General features: G+C 52.6%; 14 protein-coding genes. 10 read left to right on the top strand and 4 right to left on the bottom strand.

The features are described from left to right. Window positions 1–196: 196 nt before the first annotated feature. Window positions 197–1,843, top strand: coding sequence for a SulP family inorganic anion transporter (locus B5D52_RS09115; protein WP_016147065.1), 1,647 nt, complete (start codon window positions 197–199; stop codon window positions 1,841–1,843). 311 nt (window positions 1,844–2,154) lie between these two features. Here the strand turns inward: B5D52_RS09115 and B5D52_RS09110 are convergent, their stop codons facing one another. From B5D52_RS09110 to B5D52_RS09095, 4 genes are all read right to left on the bottom strand, one after another. After that, complete coding sequence (locus tag B5D52_RS09110) at window positions 2,155–3,018, bottom strand: DUF4179 domain-containing protein (RefSeq protein WP_016147064.1); 864 nt, start codon at window positions 3,016–3,018, stop codon at window positions 2,155–2,157. 85 nt (window positions 3,019–3,103) lie between these two features. Then, the gene (locus B5D52_RS09105; RefSeq protein ID WP_275532123.1) at window positions 3,104–3,589 is read right to left on the bottom strand and encodes an RNA polymerase sigma factor; all 486 of its coding nucleotides are present in this window, start codon (window positions 3,587–3,589) and stop codon (window positions 3,104–3,106) included. 260 nt (window positions 3,590–3,849) lie between these two features. After that, a complete protein-coding gene (locus B5D52_RS09100; protein ID WP_016147062.1) occupies window positions 3,850–5,064 on the bottom strand; it encodes an FprA family A-type flavoprotein in 1,215 nt (404 codons plus the stop codon). A gap of 15 nt (window positions 5,065–5,079) precedes the next feature. After that, window positions 5,080–6,990 carry an acyl-CoA dehydrogenase family protein gene (locus B5D52_RS09095; RefSeq protein ID WP_016147061.1) on the bottom strand — a complete coding sequence of 637 codons (1,911 nt, stop codon included), beginning with the start codon at window positions 6,988–6,990 and terminating at the stop codon, window positions 5,080–5,082. A 731-nt stretch (window positions 6,991–7,721) separates the two neighbouring features. On the opposite strand from B5D52_RS09095, the gene B5D52_RS16705 reads away from it, so the two are divergent. The 9 genes from B5D52_RS16705 to B5D52_RS09045 all read left to right on the top strand — a co-directional run. Next, window positions 7,722–7,844 carry a hypothetical protein gene (locus tag B5D52_RS16705; protein ID WP_275532122.1) on the top strand — a complete coding sequence of 41 codons (123 nt, stop codon included), beginning with the start codon at window positions 7,722–7,724 and terminating at the stop codon, window positions 7,842–7,844. Between the two features lie 95 nt (window positions 7,845–7,939). Continuing rightward, the gene (locus B5D52_RS09080) at window positions 7,940–9,229 is read left to right on the top strand and encodes a TRAP transporter large permease (RefSeq protein ID WP_016147060.1); all 1,290 of its coding nucleotides are present in this window, start codon (window positions 7,940–7,942) and stop codon (window positions 9,227–9,229) included. Between the two features lie 62 nt (window positions 9,230–9,291). After that, the gene (locus tag B5D52_RS09075; protein WP_016147059.1) at window positions 9,292–10,356 is read left to right on the top strand and encodes a TRAP transporter substrate-binding protein; all 1,065 of its coding nucleotides are present in this window, start codon (window positions 9,292–9,294) and stop codon (window positions 10,354–10,356) included. A 33-nt stretch (window positions 10,357–10,389) separates the two neighbouring features. Continuing rightward, the gene (locus tag B5D52_RS09070) at window positions 10,390–11,073 is read left to right on the top strand and encodes a cyclase family protein (RefSeq protein ID WP_016147058.1); all 684 of its coding nucleotides are present in this window, start codon (window positions 10,390–10,392) and stop codon (window positions 11,071–11,073) included. 12 nt (window positions 11,074–11,085) lie between these two features. Further along, window positions 11,086–11,595: a TRAP transporter small permease gene (locus B5D52_RS09065; protein ID WP_016147057.1), complete on the top strand. Its 510-nt coding sequence runs from the start codon at window positions 11,086–11,088 to the stop codon at window positions 11,593–11,595. A 461-nt stretch (window positions 11,596–12,056) separates the two neighbouring features. After that, on the top strand, window positions 12,057–13,340 hold the full coding sequence (locus B5D52_RS09060; RefSeq protein ID WP_016147056.1) for a nickel pincer cofactor-dependent isomerase, group 22: 1,284 nt from the start codon (window positions 12,057–12,059) through the stop codon (window positions 13,338–13,340). A 37-nt stretch (window positions 13,341–13,377) separates the two neighbouring features. Next, window positions 13,378–13,668: a UxaA family hydrolase gene (locus B5D52_RS09055; protein WP_016147055.1), complete on the top strand. Its 291-nt coding sequence runs from the start codon at window positions 13,378–13,380 to the stop codon at window positions 13,666–13,668. An 11-nt stretch (window positions 13,669–13,679) separates the two neighbouring features. Next, window positions 13,680–14,840, top strand: coding sequence for a UxaA family hydrolase (locus B5D52_RS09050; protein WP_016147054.1), 1,161 nt, complete (start codon window positions 13,680–13,682; stop codon window positions 14,838–14,840). 55 nt (window positions 14,841–14,895) lie between these two features. Beyond that, on the top strand, window positions 14,896–16,344 hold a 1,449-nt coding region (locus B5D52_RS09045; RefSeq protein WP_200805618.1), incomplete at its 3' end, for a 2-oxoacid:acceptor oxidoreductase family protein.

Here is a 16,344-nt window from a genome sequence, read left to right as displayed (position 1 = left end):
AACCATATCAGCGCGCGTTTCTGAGGTCGCTGCCCCGGAATCGCGTGTTATTTTTTACGGGACAGACGGCATGAATTTGTGCACTCCGAAGAGAATTACGAATCCGAGTCGGATATACGACAAAAGCCCTTGATTAACCCTCAGAACCTGATATAATTTTATTTACCACGTGACAAAATTTAAAAAGGGGATAAACATGGGAAAAAACTTTATAAGCAGTCTCGCAGTGGAGTTTCGGGGATATAATGCCCAAAAGCTCACCAAAGACCTGATGGCTGGTGTGACCGTTGCGGCAGTTGCGCTGCCGCTTGCGCTTGCGTTTGGTGTGTCGGCAGGTGCAACGGCGGCGGCTGGTCTTGTAACCGCGATTGTTGCAGGTATTGTCATGTCGCTGCTGACCGGCGGTTACTATCAGATCTCGGGTCCGACGGGTGCGATGGCGGCCATTCTGGGTTCGCTGATTGCGACGCATGGCATGCAGGGCGTGTTCGTTGCCGGACTGATGAGCGGCATCATTCTGGTCATCGCGGGCATCCTGCATCTGGGTGAACTGACGTCGTTTGTGCCGTCGCCGGTTATTACCGGTTTTACCTCGGGTATTGCGGTTGTCATTGCGCTCGGACAGATCGACAACTTCTTCGGTACGCACTCGGAAGGTGCGACCGCGATTGCTAAGCTGCTCAGTTACAAAGATTTGGGCTTTCACCCGGACTTGACCACCGTACTGGTTGCACTTTTTGTGGTACTTTTGATGGTATTCTTCCCCAAAAAGTGGAACGCAGTGGTACCGGCATCGCTGATCGGCATTATCATTACCACAGCGGCCACGCTGGTGTTCAAGCTGGACGTTGCAACCGTAGGTGAGATTCCGCAGAGCCTGCTTCTAGAAGATCGTCTGAGCTTTCCCAAGATCGATTTGGCATCCATGCCCGCGCTGATCGCGCCCGCGTTCTCCATTGCCATTCTGAACATGCTGGAGAGCCTGCTGTGCGGTGCATCTGCCGGACGTGCGACCGGTGTGAAGCTCAACAATGACCAGGAACTGTTCGCGCAGGGCGTTGGCAACATTGTTTTGCCGTTCTTTGGTGGTATTCCGGCAACGGCTGCGCTGGCACGTACCTCGGTTGCGGTTAAGTCGGGTGCGGTCACCCGTCTGACCGGTGTATTCCATGCGCTGGGCCTGCTGGTCATGATGCTGGTGTTGGCACCCATCATCAAATATGTACCGCTGTCCGGCCTTGCCGGTGTGTTGATGGTAACTGCATGGCGTATGAATGAATGGCATGCAATCAAGTACTTCTTTGGACATAAGTTCAAAGGTGCGATTGCCAAGTTTGTCGTCACCATGATCTTTACCATCCTGTTTGACCTGACGGTTGCAATCATTGTCGGTGTCGGCCTGTCGCTCATTCTGATGCTCGTTCGTCTGAGCAAGCTGGAAATCAATTATGAGCGCGTCGATATGAATCGTTTGGGCTGCGAGGATGAAACGCTCAAGGAGCGATACAAGAATGCGATGGTTGCGTACATCACCGGTCCGCTGCTGTTTGCTAATATCAGTGTGCTGGAGGAACTGCCCGGTAAGGTAGAAGGCTGCGACACGGTCATGTTCTCCATGCGCGGTGTTTCGTCGGTGGACGTCTCTGCGGTACAGACGCTGCTGAGTATCCTGACCGAACTGAAGGAAAAGGGTATGGACATTACAATCTGTGGTTTGCCTGCGGCATCGCGCAATATGTTTGAGCGTGCAGGTGTGATTGAACTGCTGGGCGAAGAGGCGTTCTACTGGAGCGTAGAACGTGCGCTGCTGGATCATCGTCCGTATCCGGCATTGACCAAGTAAGCTTGATGAGAGAGGACAGCATGTCTGTCGGGATGATTCATAGGGGATTTTGATATATGGAATGATCGTGTGATGGGTCGAGCATGAAAGAATCAAACAGTCACGTATGGCAAGAAGATGGCTCGATGAAAGATCATATACATATATTATAATAAGGAATGCGAGAGAGGCTGACCTCTTTGTTTTACGCAAATTTGCAATCCAATACGCCGATTTTTTGGAAGATGAAAAAACAGTCCCCAATATGAGGACTGTTTTTGTTTGGAAATAAGCGGAGCTGGGAATGGGTGAGCAACCATCAGAAATTTGAATTATTTGCCGGTCGCGAGCGGGTAGGACTGACCGTTGACTTCAATGGCAGCCAAATCGGTAGGTGCCAGATGACCAAGACCCAGATTAAACGGAGCAAATTCGACCGTGCTGTCATACCAGGAACGGCAAGGAATACGATCGCCGTTTACCGTTACTAGTTTGATGCTGTCCAGATAGTCACTGATCAGGTCATTCGGGTCATCCCAAGTCGTGCGCATGTCCATCGCGCCGCAATAGATGGATTTGAGTGTTACAGTGCCATCAGGCAGCGGAATTTGCAAATCGACCTGTAACGTTTCGCCAAATGCTTCACGCTTCAGCGGTACGGTGAATGCCCAGTGACCCGGAACACGCTGTTCCGCGCCATCCGCAGCAAACATCAGCTCGTCAATGACCAGATTGGTTTCGCCTTCCATCGGCATCGTATCCGATTGCAACTGGATGACAAACTCGACGATGTTGTCCTCGGGCTGGTCATCGCTCAGAGCCATGGTCGACCATCCCCAGCTCTCAGCCGTATCCTGCCCGGGAAATTCACAGGTTTCCAGATTGAGATCGGCAGCGACACCGCGGAAAGCGGGATATTCAGGTGCCGAAAGGGAATCGGTTTTGAGTGGCTGACTGTCTTCACGTACCATCTCACCGAGCAGATAGACGTTTTGTTCATCTCCCATTAAGGAATTCAGCTTTACCGTATATCCGGCATCCGATTGACTCAGTGCGAGTGTTGTTGTGCCGACTTCCTGCTCGGCACTTGTGATGCTCTGTCGGATCATATCCATAATGCCGGCAGCGGTTGCCGCTCCGGCACACAGGGCAGCCAGTACGGCTGCGACCAAAATGACACGACGACGAGATTTCATTTTTGGCGCTCCTTTCGTTTGATTGGCTTGCAGCAGGATTCGCTCCCGTGCTTCTTCTGTCAGAGTGACCGGTTCCATTCGCCGGTCAAGGGATTCTTTCCAACGCGGTTCCATCGAACACTCCTTTCAGTTCCTCTTCGAGTTGCTTTCTTGCCCGACGCAGACGGGTAGAAATGGTGTTTTCTTTTTCTCCGGTGATTTGGGCGATTTCGCGTATGGTGTATTCTTGCCAGTAGTACAGCAGAATCGGTTCGCGGTAGCGGGGCTGCAAGTGCAGAACGGCACGCAGAATCAGATCGTCCTGGGGTTCTGAGGTGGGTGGGGCTGGGATTTGCTCCAACAGGGTTTCCTCATCCGCACGACGGCGAAACCAGTTCAGCCGTCGGTAGTCCCGACAGACATTGACGGCAATGGTTGTCAGCCAGGTTTTTTCACTGGCCTGCCCTTGGTATCCATTCAGACCTTTCCATGCTTTTAATAAGGTGTCCTGTACTGCATCTTCGGCGAGATGCGCATCGCCGAGAATTAATACGCACAGGCGATACAGTTGGTCGCCATAGGTGTTGATCAGCCGCTCTAACGCGATCGTTTGATCTTGTTCGATAGGTCGTCCCTCCTTTCACTTGATTAGACGGATGCTGCTGTGAGTTTTCGTTCATTTAGAAAAAATATTTTTTGTGACAGCAGGTGGGACGTCTCGGCAATCCGTCCGAAAGTCGCATACCTATACAATAAAGGAAGGGCTGTGCGTTGTAAAGATTTGCAGCGCAAACAAGAAAGCCCCCGACTACGCGAGATTTGCGCAGTCGGGGGTGTGTTGTTTGAGTTGGTTTAATTCTGCATAGATTTCACAATCGCACTGGCGAGAGCCTGAAGTTCGCTTGCCTTGTCGGGATGCAGCGCAGAGGCCATAGACAGACGATCGTTCAGAACGGTCATGTTTTTCATCTCATCTTCGAGGAACTTCTGCATGAGATCACCGGACTTGACTGCCCAGGAACCGTTTTCGATGAGCGCAACCGTGCGATTTTGCAGGTTAAGCGCCTTCATGTCCATCAGGAAGTTGTGCATGACCGGATAGATGCCCAGATTATAGGTTACCGATGCCAGAACAATGTGGCTGAGACGGAATGATTCGGAAATCAGGTAGGACACATGGGTGTTGGATACGTCGTACATCCAGACGTTGGTCACGCCCTGCGCGCACAGCTGGGTTGCAAGCGCCTGAGCTGCCGCCTCGGTGTTGCCGTACATGGAAGCGTAGGCAATCATAACACCCTTTTCTTCCGGTTCGTAGCGGCTCCAGTGATCGTACTTGTCGATGAAGTATCCGAGATCCTGTCTCCAGACCGGACCGTGCAGCGGGCAGATGTAGCGGATTTGATCCAGAATACCGGCGGCCTTTTTGAGCAGAAGCTGGACGTGCGGACCGTATTTTCCGACGATGTTGGTAAAATATCTGCGGGCATCGTCAATCCAGTCGCGATCAAAATTGACCTCGTCGGCGAACAGCTTGCCGTCCAGTGCACCAAACGAGCCAAATGCATCGGCGGAGAACAGAACGCCGTCGGTGGTGTCAAAGGTGACCATCGCTTCGGGCCAGTGTACCATCGGTGCGGCGACAAAGGTCACGGTATGCCGGCCAAAGCTCCAGGTGTCACCCTCCTTGACCTCAATCAGTTCGTGACCATCCAACTGGAAGCCAAACTGACGCATGAGCAGGAAGGACTTTTCGGTCGAGATAACCTTGACCTTGGGATGACGCAGTAAGATTTCCTCAATGGATGCACCGTGGTCGGGCTCCATGTGGTTGATGACTAGATAATCGAGCGGTTTGCCTGCAAGCAGATAGTCCATATTTTCGAGCAGCTGACGGCAGGCCGACCAGTCAACGGTATCGAACAGAACACTGTGCTCGTCGAGCAAGAGGTAGGCGTTGTAGGACACACCGCGCGGAATGGGATGGATATTTTCAAACAGAGTCAGCCGGTGGTCATTAGCACCGACCCAGTATAAATCTTCGGTTACATTGCGTACGCAATACATAATGAAACGCCTCCTTTATCCTTTGATGAACATTTCTTTGCCTTCGCCGCATTCTGGGCAGACCCAGTCCTCGGGCAGTTTTTCAAACAGCGTACCCGGTGCGATCTCGGCATCCGGATCACCCAACTCGGGGACGTACTCATAGCCGCAGCCACCGCAGACGTAAGTCTTGCCAATCGGCTCGGGCTTGGGTACGCTCGGACGCTTCATCTTAACCATGGGCGGAGCGGGCTGCTTTTCGCCGCAGTCGAGTGCCTCAGCCAGCAGCGGGAGGATTTCATTCAAATCGCCGACGATGCCGTAGTCGCAGTTTTTGAAGATGGGCGCACTGGCATTCTTGTTGATTGCAACGATGGTCGAGGCATCCTTAATGCCTTTCAAGTGCTGGATGGCACCCGAGATGCCGCAGGCGATGTACAGATTACCCTTAAACTTCTGTCCGGACATGCCGACATAGCGGTCAAGCGGGACATACTGGAGAGTTTCAGCGACCGGACGGGAGGAGCCGATTGCTGCACCGGCAGCAGCGGCGACACGCTCGATGAGCTTCATATTCTTTTTGTCACCGATACCCTGACCGGCAGATACTAGACGCTCAGCCTGCGCAATGGGCGTGTCCATCGGAATGCCGACCGAGAAGTCGTAGCCATCCTTTTTGAGTGCCTGCACGAGTGCCTGAACCCGTTCGGCACCTGAGCCTTCGCGGAAAATGAGCTTTTTGCGCACACCGGTGACCGGTGCAGGCTTCTTTGCACGGCTGCCGCTGCCACCTTCGGACTTGGGCGGCTTGCCCAGCAGCTGGGAGGCGATGACGACACGCTGAATTTCGTTGGTGCCTTCGTAAATGGTCGTGATCTTGGCATCACGGTACATGCGCTCAACATCCATGCCCTTGAGGAAGCCGGTGCCGCCGAAGATCTGCACTGCATCGTTGGTAACTTCGAGCGCAATGTCCGATGCGTACATCTTGGCCATTGCCGATTCCATGCTGTACGGCACGTGTGCTTCCTTGAGTTCGGCTGCCGAGTAGACCAGCATCCGTGCACAGCGCAGCTTAGTTGCCATGTCTGCGAGTTTGAACGAGATTGCCTGTTGGAAGCCGATGGGTTTGCCAAACTGAACACGCTCCTTGGCGTATTCCAGTGCCGACTCATACGCACCCTGCGCGATACCTAACGCCTGCGATGCAATACCGATACGACCGCCGTCCAGGGTTGCCATTGCGATTTTGAAGCCCTGTCCTTCTTTACCCAGCAGGTTTTCCTTGGGCACTTTCACGTCGTTGAAGATCAGCTCGGCGGTCGAGGAGGAGCGGATGCCCATTTTGTCGTAGTGGTCGCCAAAGGTGAAACCCTCCCAACCCTTTTCAACGATGAACGCCGAGATGCCGCGGGTACCAATGTCAGGGGTAGTGACTGCAAAGACGACATAGATGTCAGCCTTGGGCGCGTTGGTGATGAAAATTTTGCCGCCGTTGAGCAGGTAATGGTCGCCCTTGTCGATCGCGGTGGTCTCGGTACCGCCCGCATCTGAACCGGCGTTGGGTTCGGTCAGACCAAACGCACCGATTTTTTCGCCCTTTGCCAGCGGAACCAGGTATTTTTGCTTTTGTTCTTCGGTGCCGAAGGCAAAAATCGGCCACGAGCCGAGCGAAACATGCGCGGACAGGATAACGCCGGTGCCGCCGTCCACGCGGGAGAGCTCTTCCACTGCGATGGCGTAGCTTAACACATCCAGACCGGCTCCGCCGTACTCGGTGGGGTAGGGAATACCCATAAGACCCAGCTCACCCAATTTTTTGACAGCTTCGGTCGGAAATTCGTTTGCTTGATCCATGCGGAATGCATGGGGCTTGACTTCTTTTTCTGCAAATGCCCGTACTTTTGCACGCAGCGCTTCGTGCGCCTCGGTGGTTTGGAATAACATAAAAGGAAACCTCCTTATCTCGAATCAAATTATGCGGTCTGGAATCGATCACTTTCCTAAAGAATACTATTTTGGTATTCCTTCGTCAATCGAACTTTTAGATAGAATAAAACAGCGTTTTTTGTGCACTTATGCAAGCTCTGCGCATTGTGCACAAATAAAAATATTAACTTTTCCCTTAAAGATCAAAAAAGGTAAGATTTTATGCGCATAAAGCAAAAAAGCAGAGATTATGGTTGCTTAGGCAACAATTGGATGGGTTATTCTTCAGGAAAAATTGCCCAAAATTTTTTTCTGATACAATCTTTTTCGATTGACTTGGTTGCATATATCAAGAGATATAGGAGCGCGGAAACGACAATATGCGATAAAATAGGCACATATGCAGAGGGTTATAGCGTTTTTTTCTTTGTCATCTGCGGTTCGGAATATCAAATTATGATTTGAAAACAGAACACCTTTGTGATATAATTAACGCAATCTAAAGCTCCTTTTGGTAGTACATAATGTTCTGCTGAGCGGAGCTTTCAGCGCACAAAGTTGATTTATCCGTGAGATAGAATGATGGGCGGATGAATCATTTCTTCTTTTTGACGGCAAATGGTTTCACAAAATACACCTTGCAGTCTGAGAAGACAGCTGTTGATGCGCTGGGTTGATTGAGATTACAGCGCGCATACATGAGTGCTGTAATTTCGGTTACTTATCCATTCAACGTACAGGGGGGACCTGTGAAAGAATATGGCGATCATCTGGGCGGTTTTATATCAGATGAGAGCAGCGAAATTCTTGTCCCATGTGCAAATACCTGGGACAGTGATATGGATAAGAAAAATCTTGGTTTATGGGGGTGATGTGACTGATCTGTACCGGATTTCACGCCTGCAATTTGGGGTGAAATCTGTTGTTAACACCAAAACATAATATTTTTTTTGAGAAGGTGAATTCTATGGATCTAGTTATTTTGATTGGTTCCTTTTTTGTGATGCTTTTCCTGGGAATTCCGATCGCATTTACCCTCTGTCTGTCCTCGATCCTGTATCTGGTACTGTACACGAACATCCCGCTGATCATCGTGGCACAGCAGCTGCTCAAGGGCGTTGACTCGTTTACACTGCTTGCGATTCCGTTCTTCGTTATTGCAGGCTGCCTGATGCAGGGCGGCGGTATTTCGCGCCGTATCGTCGACTTCGCAAGAAAGCTGGTCGGCTGGATTCCTGGCGGCATGGCAGTCGTTGACATTGTTGCAAGTATGATTTTTGCAGCAATGACCGGTGCAGGCGCTGCAACCACGGCTGCAGTTGGCGGTATCATGATCCCTTACATGGAAGAGGATGGCTATGACCCCGGCTTTGCAAGTGCAATTCAGACCGTCGGCGGCGTATTCGGCCCGATCATCCCGCCCAGCATTCTGATGGTTCTGTATGCAGTTGCATCCAACGAGTCGGTCAGCGATATGCTGTTGGCTGGTCTGATTCCCGGTCTGCTCCTCGGCCTGATCCTGCTTCTGGTCGTCGTTGCACAGTGCATCAAGAAGGGCTACCGCGGTGCCGGCAAGTTCGAGCTGGGCGCAGCAATTAAGTCCTTCGGCCATGCGTTCTTTGCACTGCTCGCACCGGTTATCATTCTGGGCGGCATCTACTCCGGTAAGACCACTCCGACTGAGGCATCTGCAATCTGCTGCTTCTACTGCCTGGTCATCGGCCTGTTCGTTTACCGTGAAATCAAGCTCAAGGATGTCTGCAAGATCGTTTACGGCGGCGTTAAGAGCGCTGCTGGCATCATGCTCATCGTAGCAGCAACTCAGGTATTCGGTTGGGTTATTACCCGTGCAGGTATCCCGCAGAATATCGCAACCATGTTTACTTCTTCCATCAGCAGCCCGCTCATGTTCATGCTGTCGGTTGTTGTCATCCTGCTGGTTGCAGGCTGCTTCATCGATGCCGTTCCGGCTCTGCTGATTTTCGCTCCGATCTTCTGCCCGACCGCGCAGGCTTACGGCATTAACCTGGTATACTTCGGTGTTGTCATGGTTATCGTTCTCTGCATCGGTCTGGCAACGCCTCCGGTTGGTATCAACCTGTACGTCGCATCCAGCGTCGGCGGTCAGCCGGTACATAAGATCATCCCGCATCTGCCCATTCCGCTGCTTGCCATCTTTATCGGCACCATGATCGTCCTCCTGATTCCGGACATCGTTATCTTCCTGCCGAATCTGATGAACGGTGCTGCCGGTTAAACAGGGAAATCCTGATTAATCGCATCCGCAAGATGATTAAGTAGTGAAAAGGAGATATTGTTATGAAGAAGAAAGTGATTGCGTTTGGTCTGGCGCTCAGCATGGCGCTGACCATGACCGCGTGCACCAGTATTGGTACGCCTGTTGACATCACCCCCGAGCCCGAGCGTGAAGTACCCGATCCTGGCCCGGTTGCTTCGGGCGAGATCACCGGCGACCACTTCTCCATGAGCCTGTTCTGCGGCTCCATGGCAGAAAACACGCCGGCAGGCGGCGCGACGGCTGTTATGGCAGACTACCTCAACGAATACTCTGACGGCACCATCGAAGCGCTGGCGTTCTACGACACCGCACTCGGTGATGCGACCTCGATGGTTCAGGGTCTGCAGCAGGGTACGATCGATATCGGCATTGCCGGTACTTCTTACTTCTCCAACCTGGTACCCGAAATTGACGTATTTCAGCTGCCGTTCCTGTTCTCTGATCTGGAATCTGCGCGTGCTGCAACCGAAGGCCCTGCAGCAGAAGCCATCCATGCAATGTTCGAGGACAACGGCATTATCGGCCTGTCCTTCTGGGAGAACGGCTTCCGTGAGCTGACCAACAACGTGCGTCCGATCACCAAGCCCGAAGATATGGAAGGTATTAAGATGCGTACCTTGGCTTCCGATGTACAGATTGCGACTTGGGAAGCAATGGGCGCACTGACCACCAGCATCGACGCTTCCGAGCTGTATACTGCGCTCCAGCAGAATACCGTAAACGCGCAGGACAACCCGCTCCATGAGATCGTATCCCGTAAGTTCTACGAGGTACAGCCCTACGTTACCCTGACCGATGCCGTTTATACGCCTCTGTACATGGGCATGAGCAAGATGACTTGGGACAGACTGTCTGAGTCTCAGCAGGCTCTGATCCTTGAGGCGGCTGACGTTGCACGTGACGCACAGCTTGCGATGGTCGACGAAGCGCAGGCATCTGCGATGCAGACGCTGCTCGACAACGGCTGTGAGATCGTTGAAAATCCGGACAAGGCTGCATTCAAGGAGAGAGCAATGCCCTCCTGGTCGATCTTTACCGATGTATATGGCACCGAGCTGGTAGATATGATTCAGAATGCGCAGTAAGCGGACTCTTTTCTGAAAAAGGAGAAGATTTATATGAGAAGAATTGTTGATTTGACCCTGCCCATCGTGGAGCATTGGCGTTACGGCTTCAAGGTTACTCCGGTCCGTACCCATGCAAACGGTGACCCCTGGCAGTGCACGGCCTATAATTTGCAGTCTCACTGGTATACGCATATTGATGCACCGCTGCATTTTGATCCCAACGGCAAGAATCTGGATGATTATCCGATCCAGGATTGGGCGATCACCGATTGCCTGGTGCTCGATCTTTCCGATTGCGGAGACAATACGGCGATCACCGGCGAAATGCTGGAGAAGGCAAACGAGCCGTTTAAGGACAAGCACTATGACAGCCTGATCATTCGTACCGACCGTCCGAAGAAGGTGTCGTTCAAGACCACCGATTTCTGGGATAACGCACCGTATCTGACCGAGGACGCAGGTATCTGGATTCAGAAGTACGCGCCCAAGGTTGTCGGCTATGACTTCCCGCAGGATTATGCGATCCGTGAGCATCGCTTTATGAAGCCGGGCGATCCGTATACGCCGCAGCCGGTGCATGAGCATGTGCTCAAGCAGGGAGAGATTCTGCAGATTGAGTATATGACCAATCTGTGGGAGATCGGCACGCCGACCTGCCAGCTGATTGCGCTTCCGCTCAATACCAAGCAGGCCGACGGCAGCCAGATCCGTGTAATTGCTGTTGTAGAAGAATAAGGAGATGTCGCTATGAAAACATCTGAGAAGCTTTTATCGGCGGCAGAGACACTGTTCGGTTTTATCGGTGTAGTTATGATCCTGGTCGAGACTTACGCTGTATTGGCACGTAACGTCCTGATCGTTTCTACGCCGTGGGTAGACGAGCTGCTCAAGCTGCTGTTCGTCTGGATCGTATTTGTTGGCTCTGCGCTGGCATTCCAAAATGATGAACTGATTTCCCTGACCCTGTTTGAGGACAAGGCCAAGGAGAAAAAGCAGATGGTAAAGTACACCATCCTCAAAACCTTTCAGTACGTAATCGCCCTGGGTGTTTCCGCGCTGATCGTAACACAGATGTATACGATCATCACCACACAGATGACTACCGGTGAAGCAAGTACCGTTATGAAGTATCCGCTGTGGGTACTCAACAGCGGTATCATGGTAGGCATGGTCCTGATCGTAATTATGGCTGTGGTTAAGCTGGTCGCATGCATTAAGTTCCTGGCCAATGGGAATAAGGCAGAGACGGTAGACTAATTTGTCATAGAAAATCCCATTGAATGCTCGGATATGGACGTTCAATGGGATTTTTTGCTTTGCGGCAGCAGAGTAAAAAATGTTTCTGGTAAAAAATAACAGCAATTTGACTCCATCTGACCGCCTCTCAGAGGGCATATTTGTGAGCAAAGACAAGCGAATCCGGCGCACAGATACCGATTTGTCGTGAAACTGTGGAAAAGGACGGAAATTTGTGCAAAGTGATGAAAAAGCACCATGCCGCAAATTGACACCCTGTTGACTGCGTGATATAATATATCAGGATGAAATAAAGAACATTGTTCTTAAATAAGAACAATGTATCGAAAAATCGAATGATATGGATACCATAAAAGTAAGAATCCTTGAAAAATACAATCGCCGCACAGGGAAAAGTCGGTTTGATTGTAAAAAGTAATGATGATAGGAGTCAAACGAGGATTTGAAAGGAGGAATTTTCATTGGAAACCATTACCGATCTGATTAAGGACGTACCGGTACCGAAGATGGTGAAGATTCGCGAGGTGTTTGACGACACACACATCCCGGAGGACAAGATTGTCGAGACCGTTCAGAACGAACTGTCCCGCGAGGCGCTGGGCGGCCAGATTAAGCCGGGCATGCGCATTGCAATCACCTGCGGCAGCCGCGGTATCAACCATTACGCTATGATGGCACGCGCAATCGTAGACTTTGTCAAGTCCAAGGGCGCAGAGCCGTACATCGTTGCAGCTATGGGCAGCCATGGCGGCGCAACAGCAGAAGGCCAGACCCAGATTCTGAAGGATTACGGCATCACCGAGGAAAACATGGGCTGCCCGATCAAGAGTTCGATGGAGACCGTACAGGTCGGCCTGTCCGGCATCCGCAAGCAGCCGGTTTTCGTGGACAAGAACGCCATGGAAGCTGACGGTATCATCCTGTTTAACCGTATCAAGCCCCATACCTCTTTCCGTGGTCGTTACGAGAGCGGCCTGATGAAGATGATGGCTATTGGCCTGGGCAAGCAGCACGGCGCAGAGAGCATCCATCACCAGAGCCCGGCGATCATGCACGAGCTGGTTGAGGAGTATGGCCGCACGATCATGGAGCATTGCCCGATTCTGGGTGGTATCGCCATCATCGAGAACGCATACGACGAGACCTACCTGATTCGTGGCCTGACCACTGATGAGATCATCACCGAGGAGCCCAAGCTGCGCGATCTGTCCTACAAGACCATCGCACACCTGCTATTTGACAAGTGTGACGTTCTGGTTGTCGATAAGATCGGCAAGAACATCTCGGGCGACGGCATGGACCCCAACATTTCCGGCCGTTTCGTACAGCCCAAGTACTGCTCTGGCGGTATCAACGCAGAGAAGGTTGTTATTCTTGACCTGACCGATGAGACCCACGGCAATGCACAGGGTATCGGCCTTGCAGAGGTTACCACCCGCAGACTGTTCAATAAGATGAAGCTGGAGATGACCTACCCGACCGGTGTCACCAATACCTTCCTGCATCTGATGAAGATCCCGATGATCATGGACAATGACCGCGAGGCGCTGCAGCTGGCACTGTGCTGCTGCCCGGACGCAGAGGATCAGAACAACATGAAGATGATCCGCATTCCGGATACCATGCACATCGAGTACATCGAGATTTCCGAGGGCCTGCTGCCGCTGGCAAAGGAGAATCCCAACATCGAGATTCTTTCCGAGCCGTATGACCTGCCCTTTGACGAAGAGGGTAACCTGTTCTGATTTTTGAAATTTAGCCCAGATAAAGGAGCGAAAAAATATGCTGAATGCCATGATGATTGACGGCAAGGACAACGTAGCAGTTGCCATCGAGCCGATCACCAAGGGCGAGACCGTGACCTACCTGTGCGACGGCGAAGAGAAGCAGCTGACCGCACGCGCGGATATTACGATTTATCACAAGCTGGCTGTCCGCAAGATTGCGGCAGGCGAGCCGGTTGTCAAGTACGGCGAGCACATTGGCGTTGCCATGTGTGACATTGAAGTCGGTGACCACGTCCATGTACACAACGTGGAAGGCCATCGTGAGAACCTGGAAGAGAAGGAATAAGGAGGACGGACATGACTTTTTATGGATATAAGCGTCCGGACGGCCGTGTCGGCGTCCGCAATAAAGTGCTGATCCTGCCGGCCAGTGTCTGCGCTTCCGATACCGCACGCATCATTGCACAGCAGGTCGAGGGTGCGGTTACCTTTAATAACCAGCTGGGCTGCTCGCAGGTTGCATCCGACCAGCAGTACACCATGGACGTTATGGCAGGCTACGCTGCAAACCCCAACGTATACGGCACGGTTGTTGTATCGCTGGGCTGCGAGAACTGCCAGATGGATCTGGTTGTAAAGGCTATCCAGGAGCGCACCAACAAGCCCATCGAGCAGGTTATCATTCAGGAAGTTGGCGGTACCCTCAAGGCAGTTGATATTGGTGTGCGCTATGCCAAGGCAATGGTAGCTGATGCATCTCTGCTGCAGAAGGAAGAGTTCCCGATGTCCGAGCTCATCATCGGTACCGAGTGCGGCGGCTCTGACCCGACGAGCGGTCTGGCAGCAAATGTGCTCATCGGTGAGATGAGCGACCGCATTGTCGCTGAAGGCGGTACCTCCATTCTGTCCGAGACCACCGAGTTCATCGGCGCAGAGCACATTCTGGCACGCCGCGCAGCAACCCCCGAGGTGCACGACCGCATCTTCGAGATCGTTCATCGTTACGAGAAGGCTCTGCAGCTGGTTGGTGAGGAAGTCCGTGAGGGCAACCCGTCTCCCGGCAACAAGGCCGGCGGTATCACCACGCTGGAAGAGAAGTCGCTCGGCTGCATCCATAAGGGCGGTCACACCCCGGTTAATGCAGTATATGACTACGCAAAGCAGGTCGAGGCGCATCAGGGTCTGGTCATCATGGACACCCCGGGTAATGACCCGTCTTCGGTTGCAGCAATGGTTGCAGGCGGTGCACAGGTCATCGTATTCTCGTCTGGCCGCGGCACACCCACCGGTAACCCGCTTGCACCGGTCATCAAGATCACCGGTAACCGCATCACCTTCGCAAAGATGGAAGACAACATCGACGTGGATGCTTCTCCCATCATTTACGGCGGCGACCTCAAGAAGCTGGGCGATGACTTTATGAAGCTCGTGAGCGAAGTTGCAAGCGGCAGACAGACCAAGGCCGAGGCACTGGGCTTTACCGAAATGGCGATCGCTCGTGTCTGCAATTTCGTATAATAGACAATCATTCCGTGTGATTTGACATTGATTTAAACTAGGAGATGAGATCCGTATGAATAAAAAGTATGCCGTAATGGACGGTAACACGGCTGCCGCCCATGTGGCCTATGCCTTCACTGAGGTCGCGGCGATTTACCCGATCACGCCGTCCTCGCCGATGGCAGAAAAGGTGGATGAGTGGTCTGCGAAGGGCAAGAAGAACCTGTTCGGTTCGACCGTAGACGTCATCCAGATGCAGTCCGAGGCTGGCGCAGCAGGTACCTGCCACGGTTCTCTGCAGGCAGGCGCACTGACGACGACCTTTACCTCATCGCAGGGTCTGATGCTGATGATCCCGGCGATGTACGCAATGGGCGGTCAGTTCCTGCCCAACGTCATGCACATCGCATCGCGCGTTGTTACCTCGAACCATCACTCCATCTTCGGCGATCATACCGACTTTATGACCTGCCGTATGACCGGCTATGCAATGCTGATGTCGTCCTCGCCCCAAGAGGCAATGGATCTCGGCGCAGTTGCACATCTGTCGGCCATCCATGAAAAGTACGCATTCATGCACTGCTTCGACGGCTTCCGCACCTCGCACGAGATGCAGCGCATCGAGACCCTCGACTACGAGGATCTGCGCGGCCTGGTCGATTACGATGCCCTCAAGGCATTCCGTGCACAGGCACTGAACCCCGAGCATCCGACCAACCGCGGCAACAACGTAAACCCGGACATTTACTTCCAGTGTAAGGAAGGCGCGAACGTCAAGAGCGCAACCGTTCCGGAGACCGTTCAGCACTACATGGACGAGATCAACAAGCTGACCGGCCGTGATTACAAGCTGTTCAACTACTACGGTGCACCGGACGCAGAGGAAGTCATCGTTGTGATGTGCTCGGCTTCCGAGGCACTCAAGGAGACCGTAAACTACCTCAACCAGAACGGCCGCAAGGTTGGTATGGTGCAGATTCACCTGTACCGTCCGTTCTCGGTTAAGCACTTCTCGGATGCCATCCCGGCAACCTGTAAGAAGATCGCCGTTCTCGATCGCTCCAAGGAAGTTGGTTCGGTTGGTGAGCCGGTATACCTCGACGTATGCACCGCACTCAATCAGGCTGGCAGAACCGACATCCAGATCGTCGGCGGCCGTTACGGCCTGTCCTCCAAGGACACCACTCCCGGCCAGCTGGTTGCAGTTTATGACAACCTCGCACAGGACAAGCCCAAGAACAACTTCACCATTGGTATCAACGACGACGTAACTCATACCTCGCTCGATTACACCGAGGTTGAGATGGCTCACCCGGGTCAGGTATCGTGCAAGCTGTGGGGTCTGGGCGGCGACGGTACGGTTGGCGCAAACAAGAATGCCATTACTACCATCGGCCTGACCGCAAACAAGTACGCACAGGCATACTTCTCTTACGACTCCATGAAGTCGGGCGGTCTGACCCAGTCGCACCTGCGTTTTGGCGACGAGCCCATCCAGTCCACCTATCTGGTATCGGCAGCT

The organism is Butyricicoccus pullicaecorum DSM 23266 (assembly GCF_900167005.1).
Classification (GTDB): Bacteria; Bacillota; Clostridia; order Oscillospirales; family Butyricicoccaceae; genus Butyricicoccus; species Butyricicoccus pullicaecorum.
The sequence above is the reverse complement of the archived record's forward strand: the minus strand, read 5'-3'. Positions and strand labels throughout refer to the sequence as shown.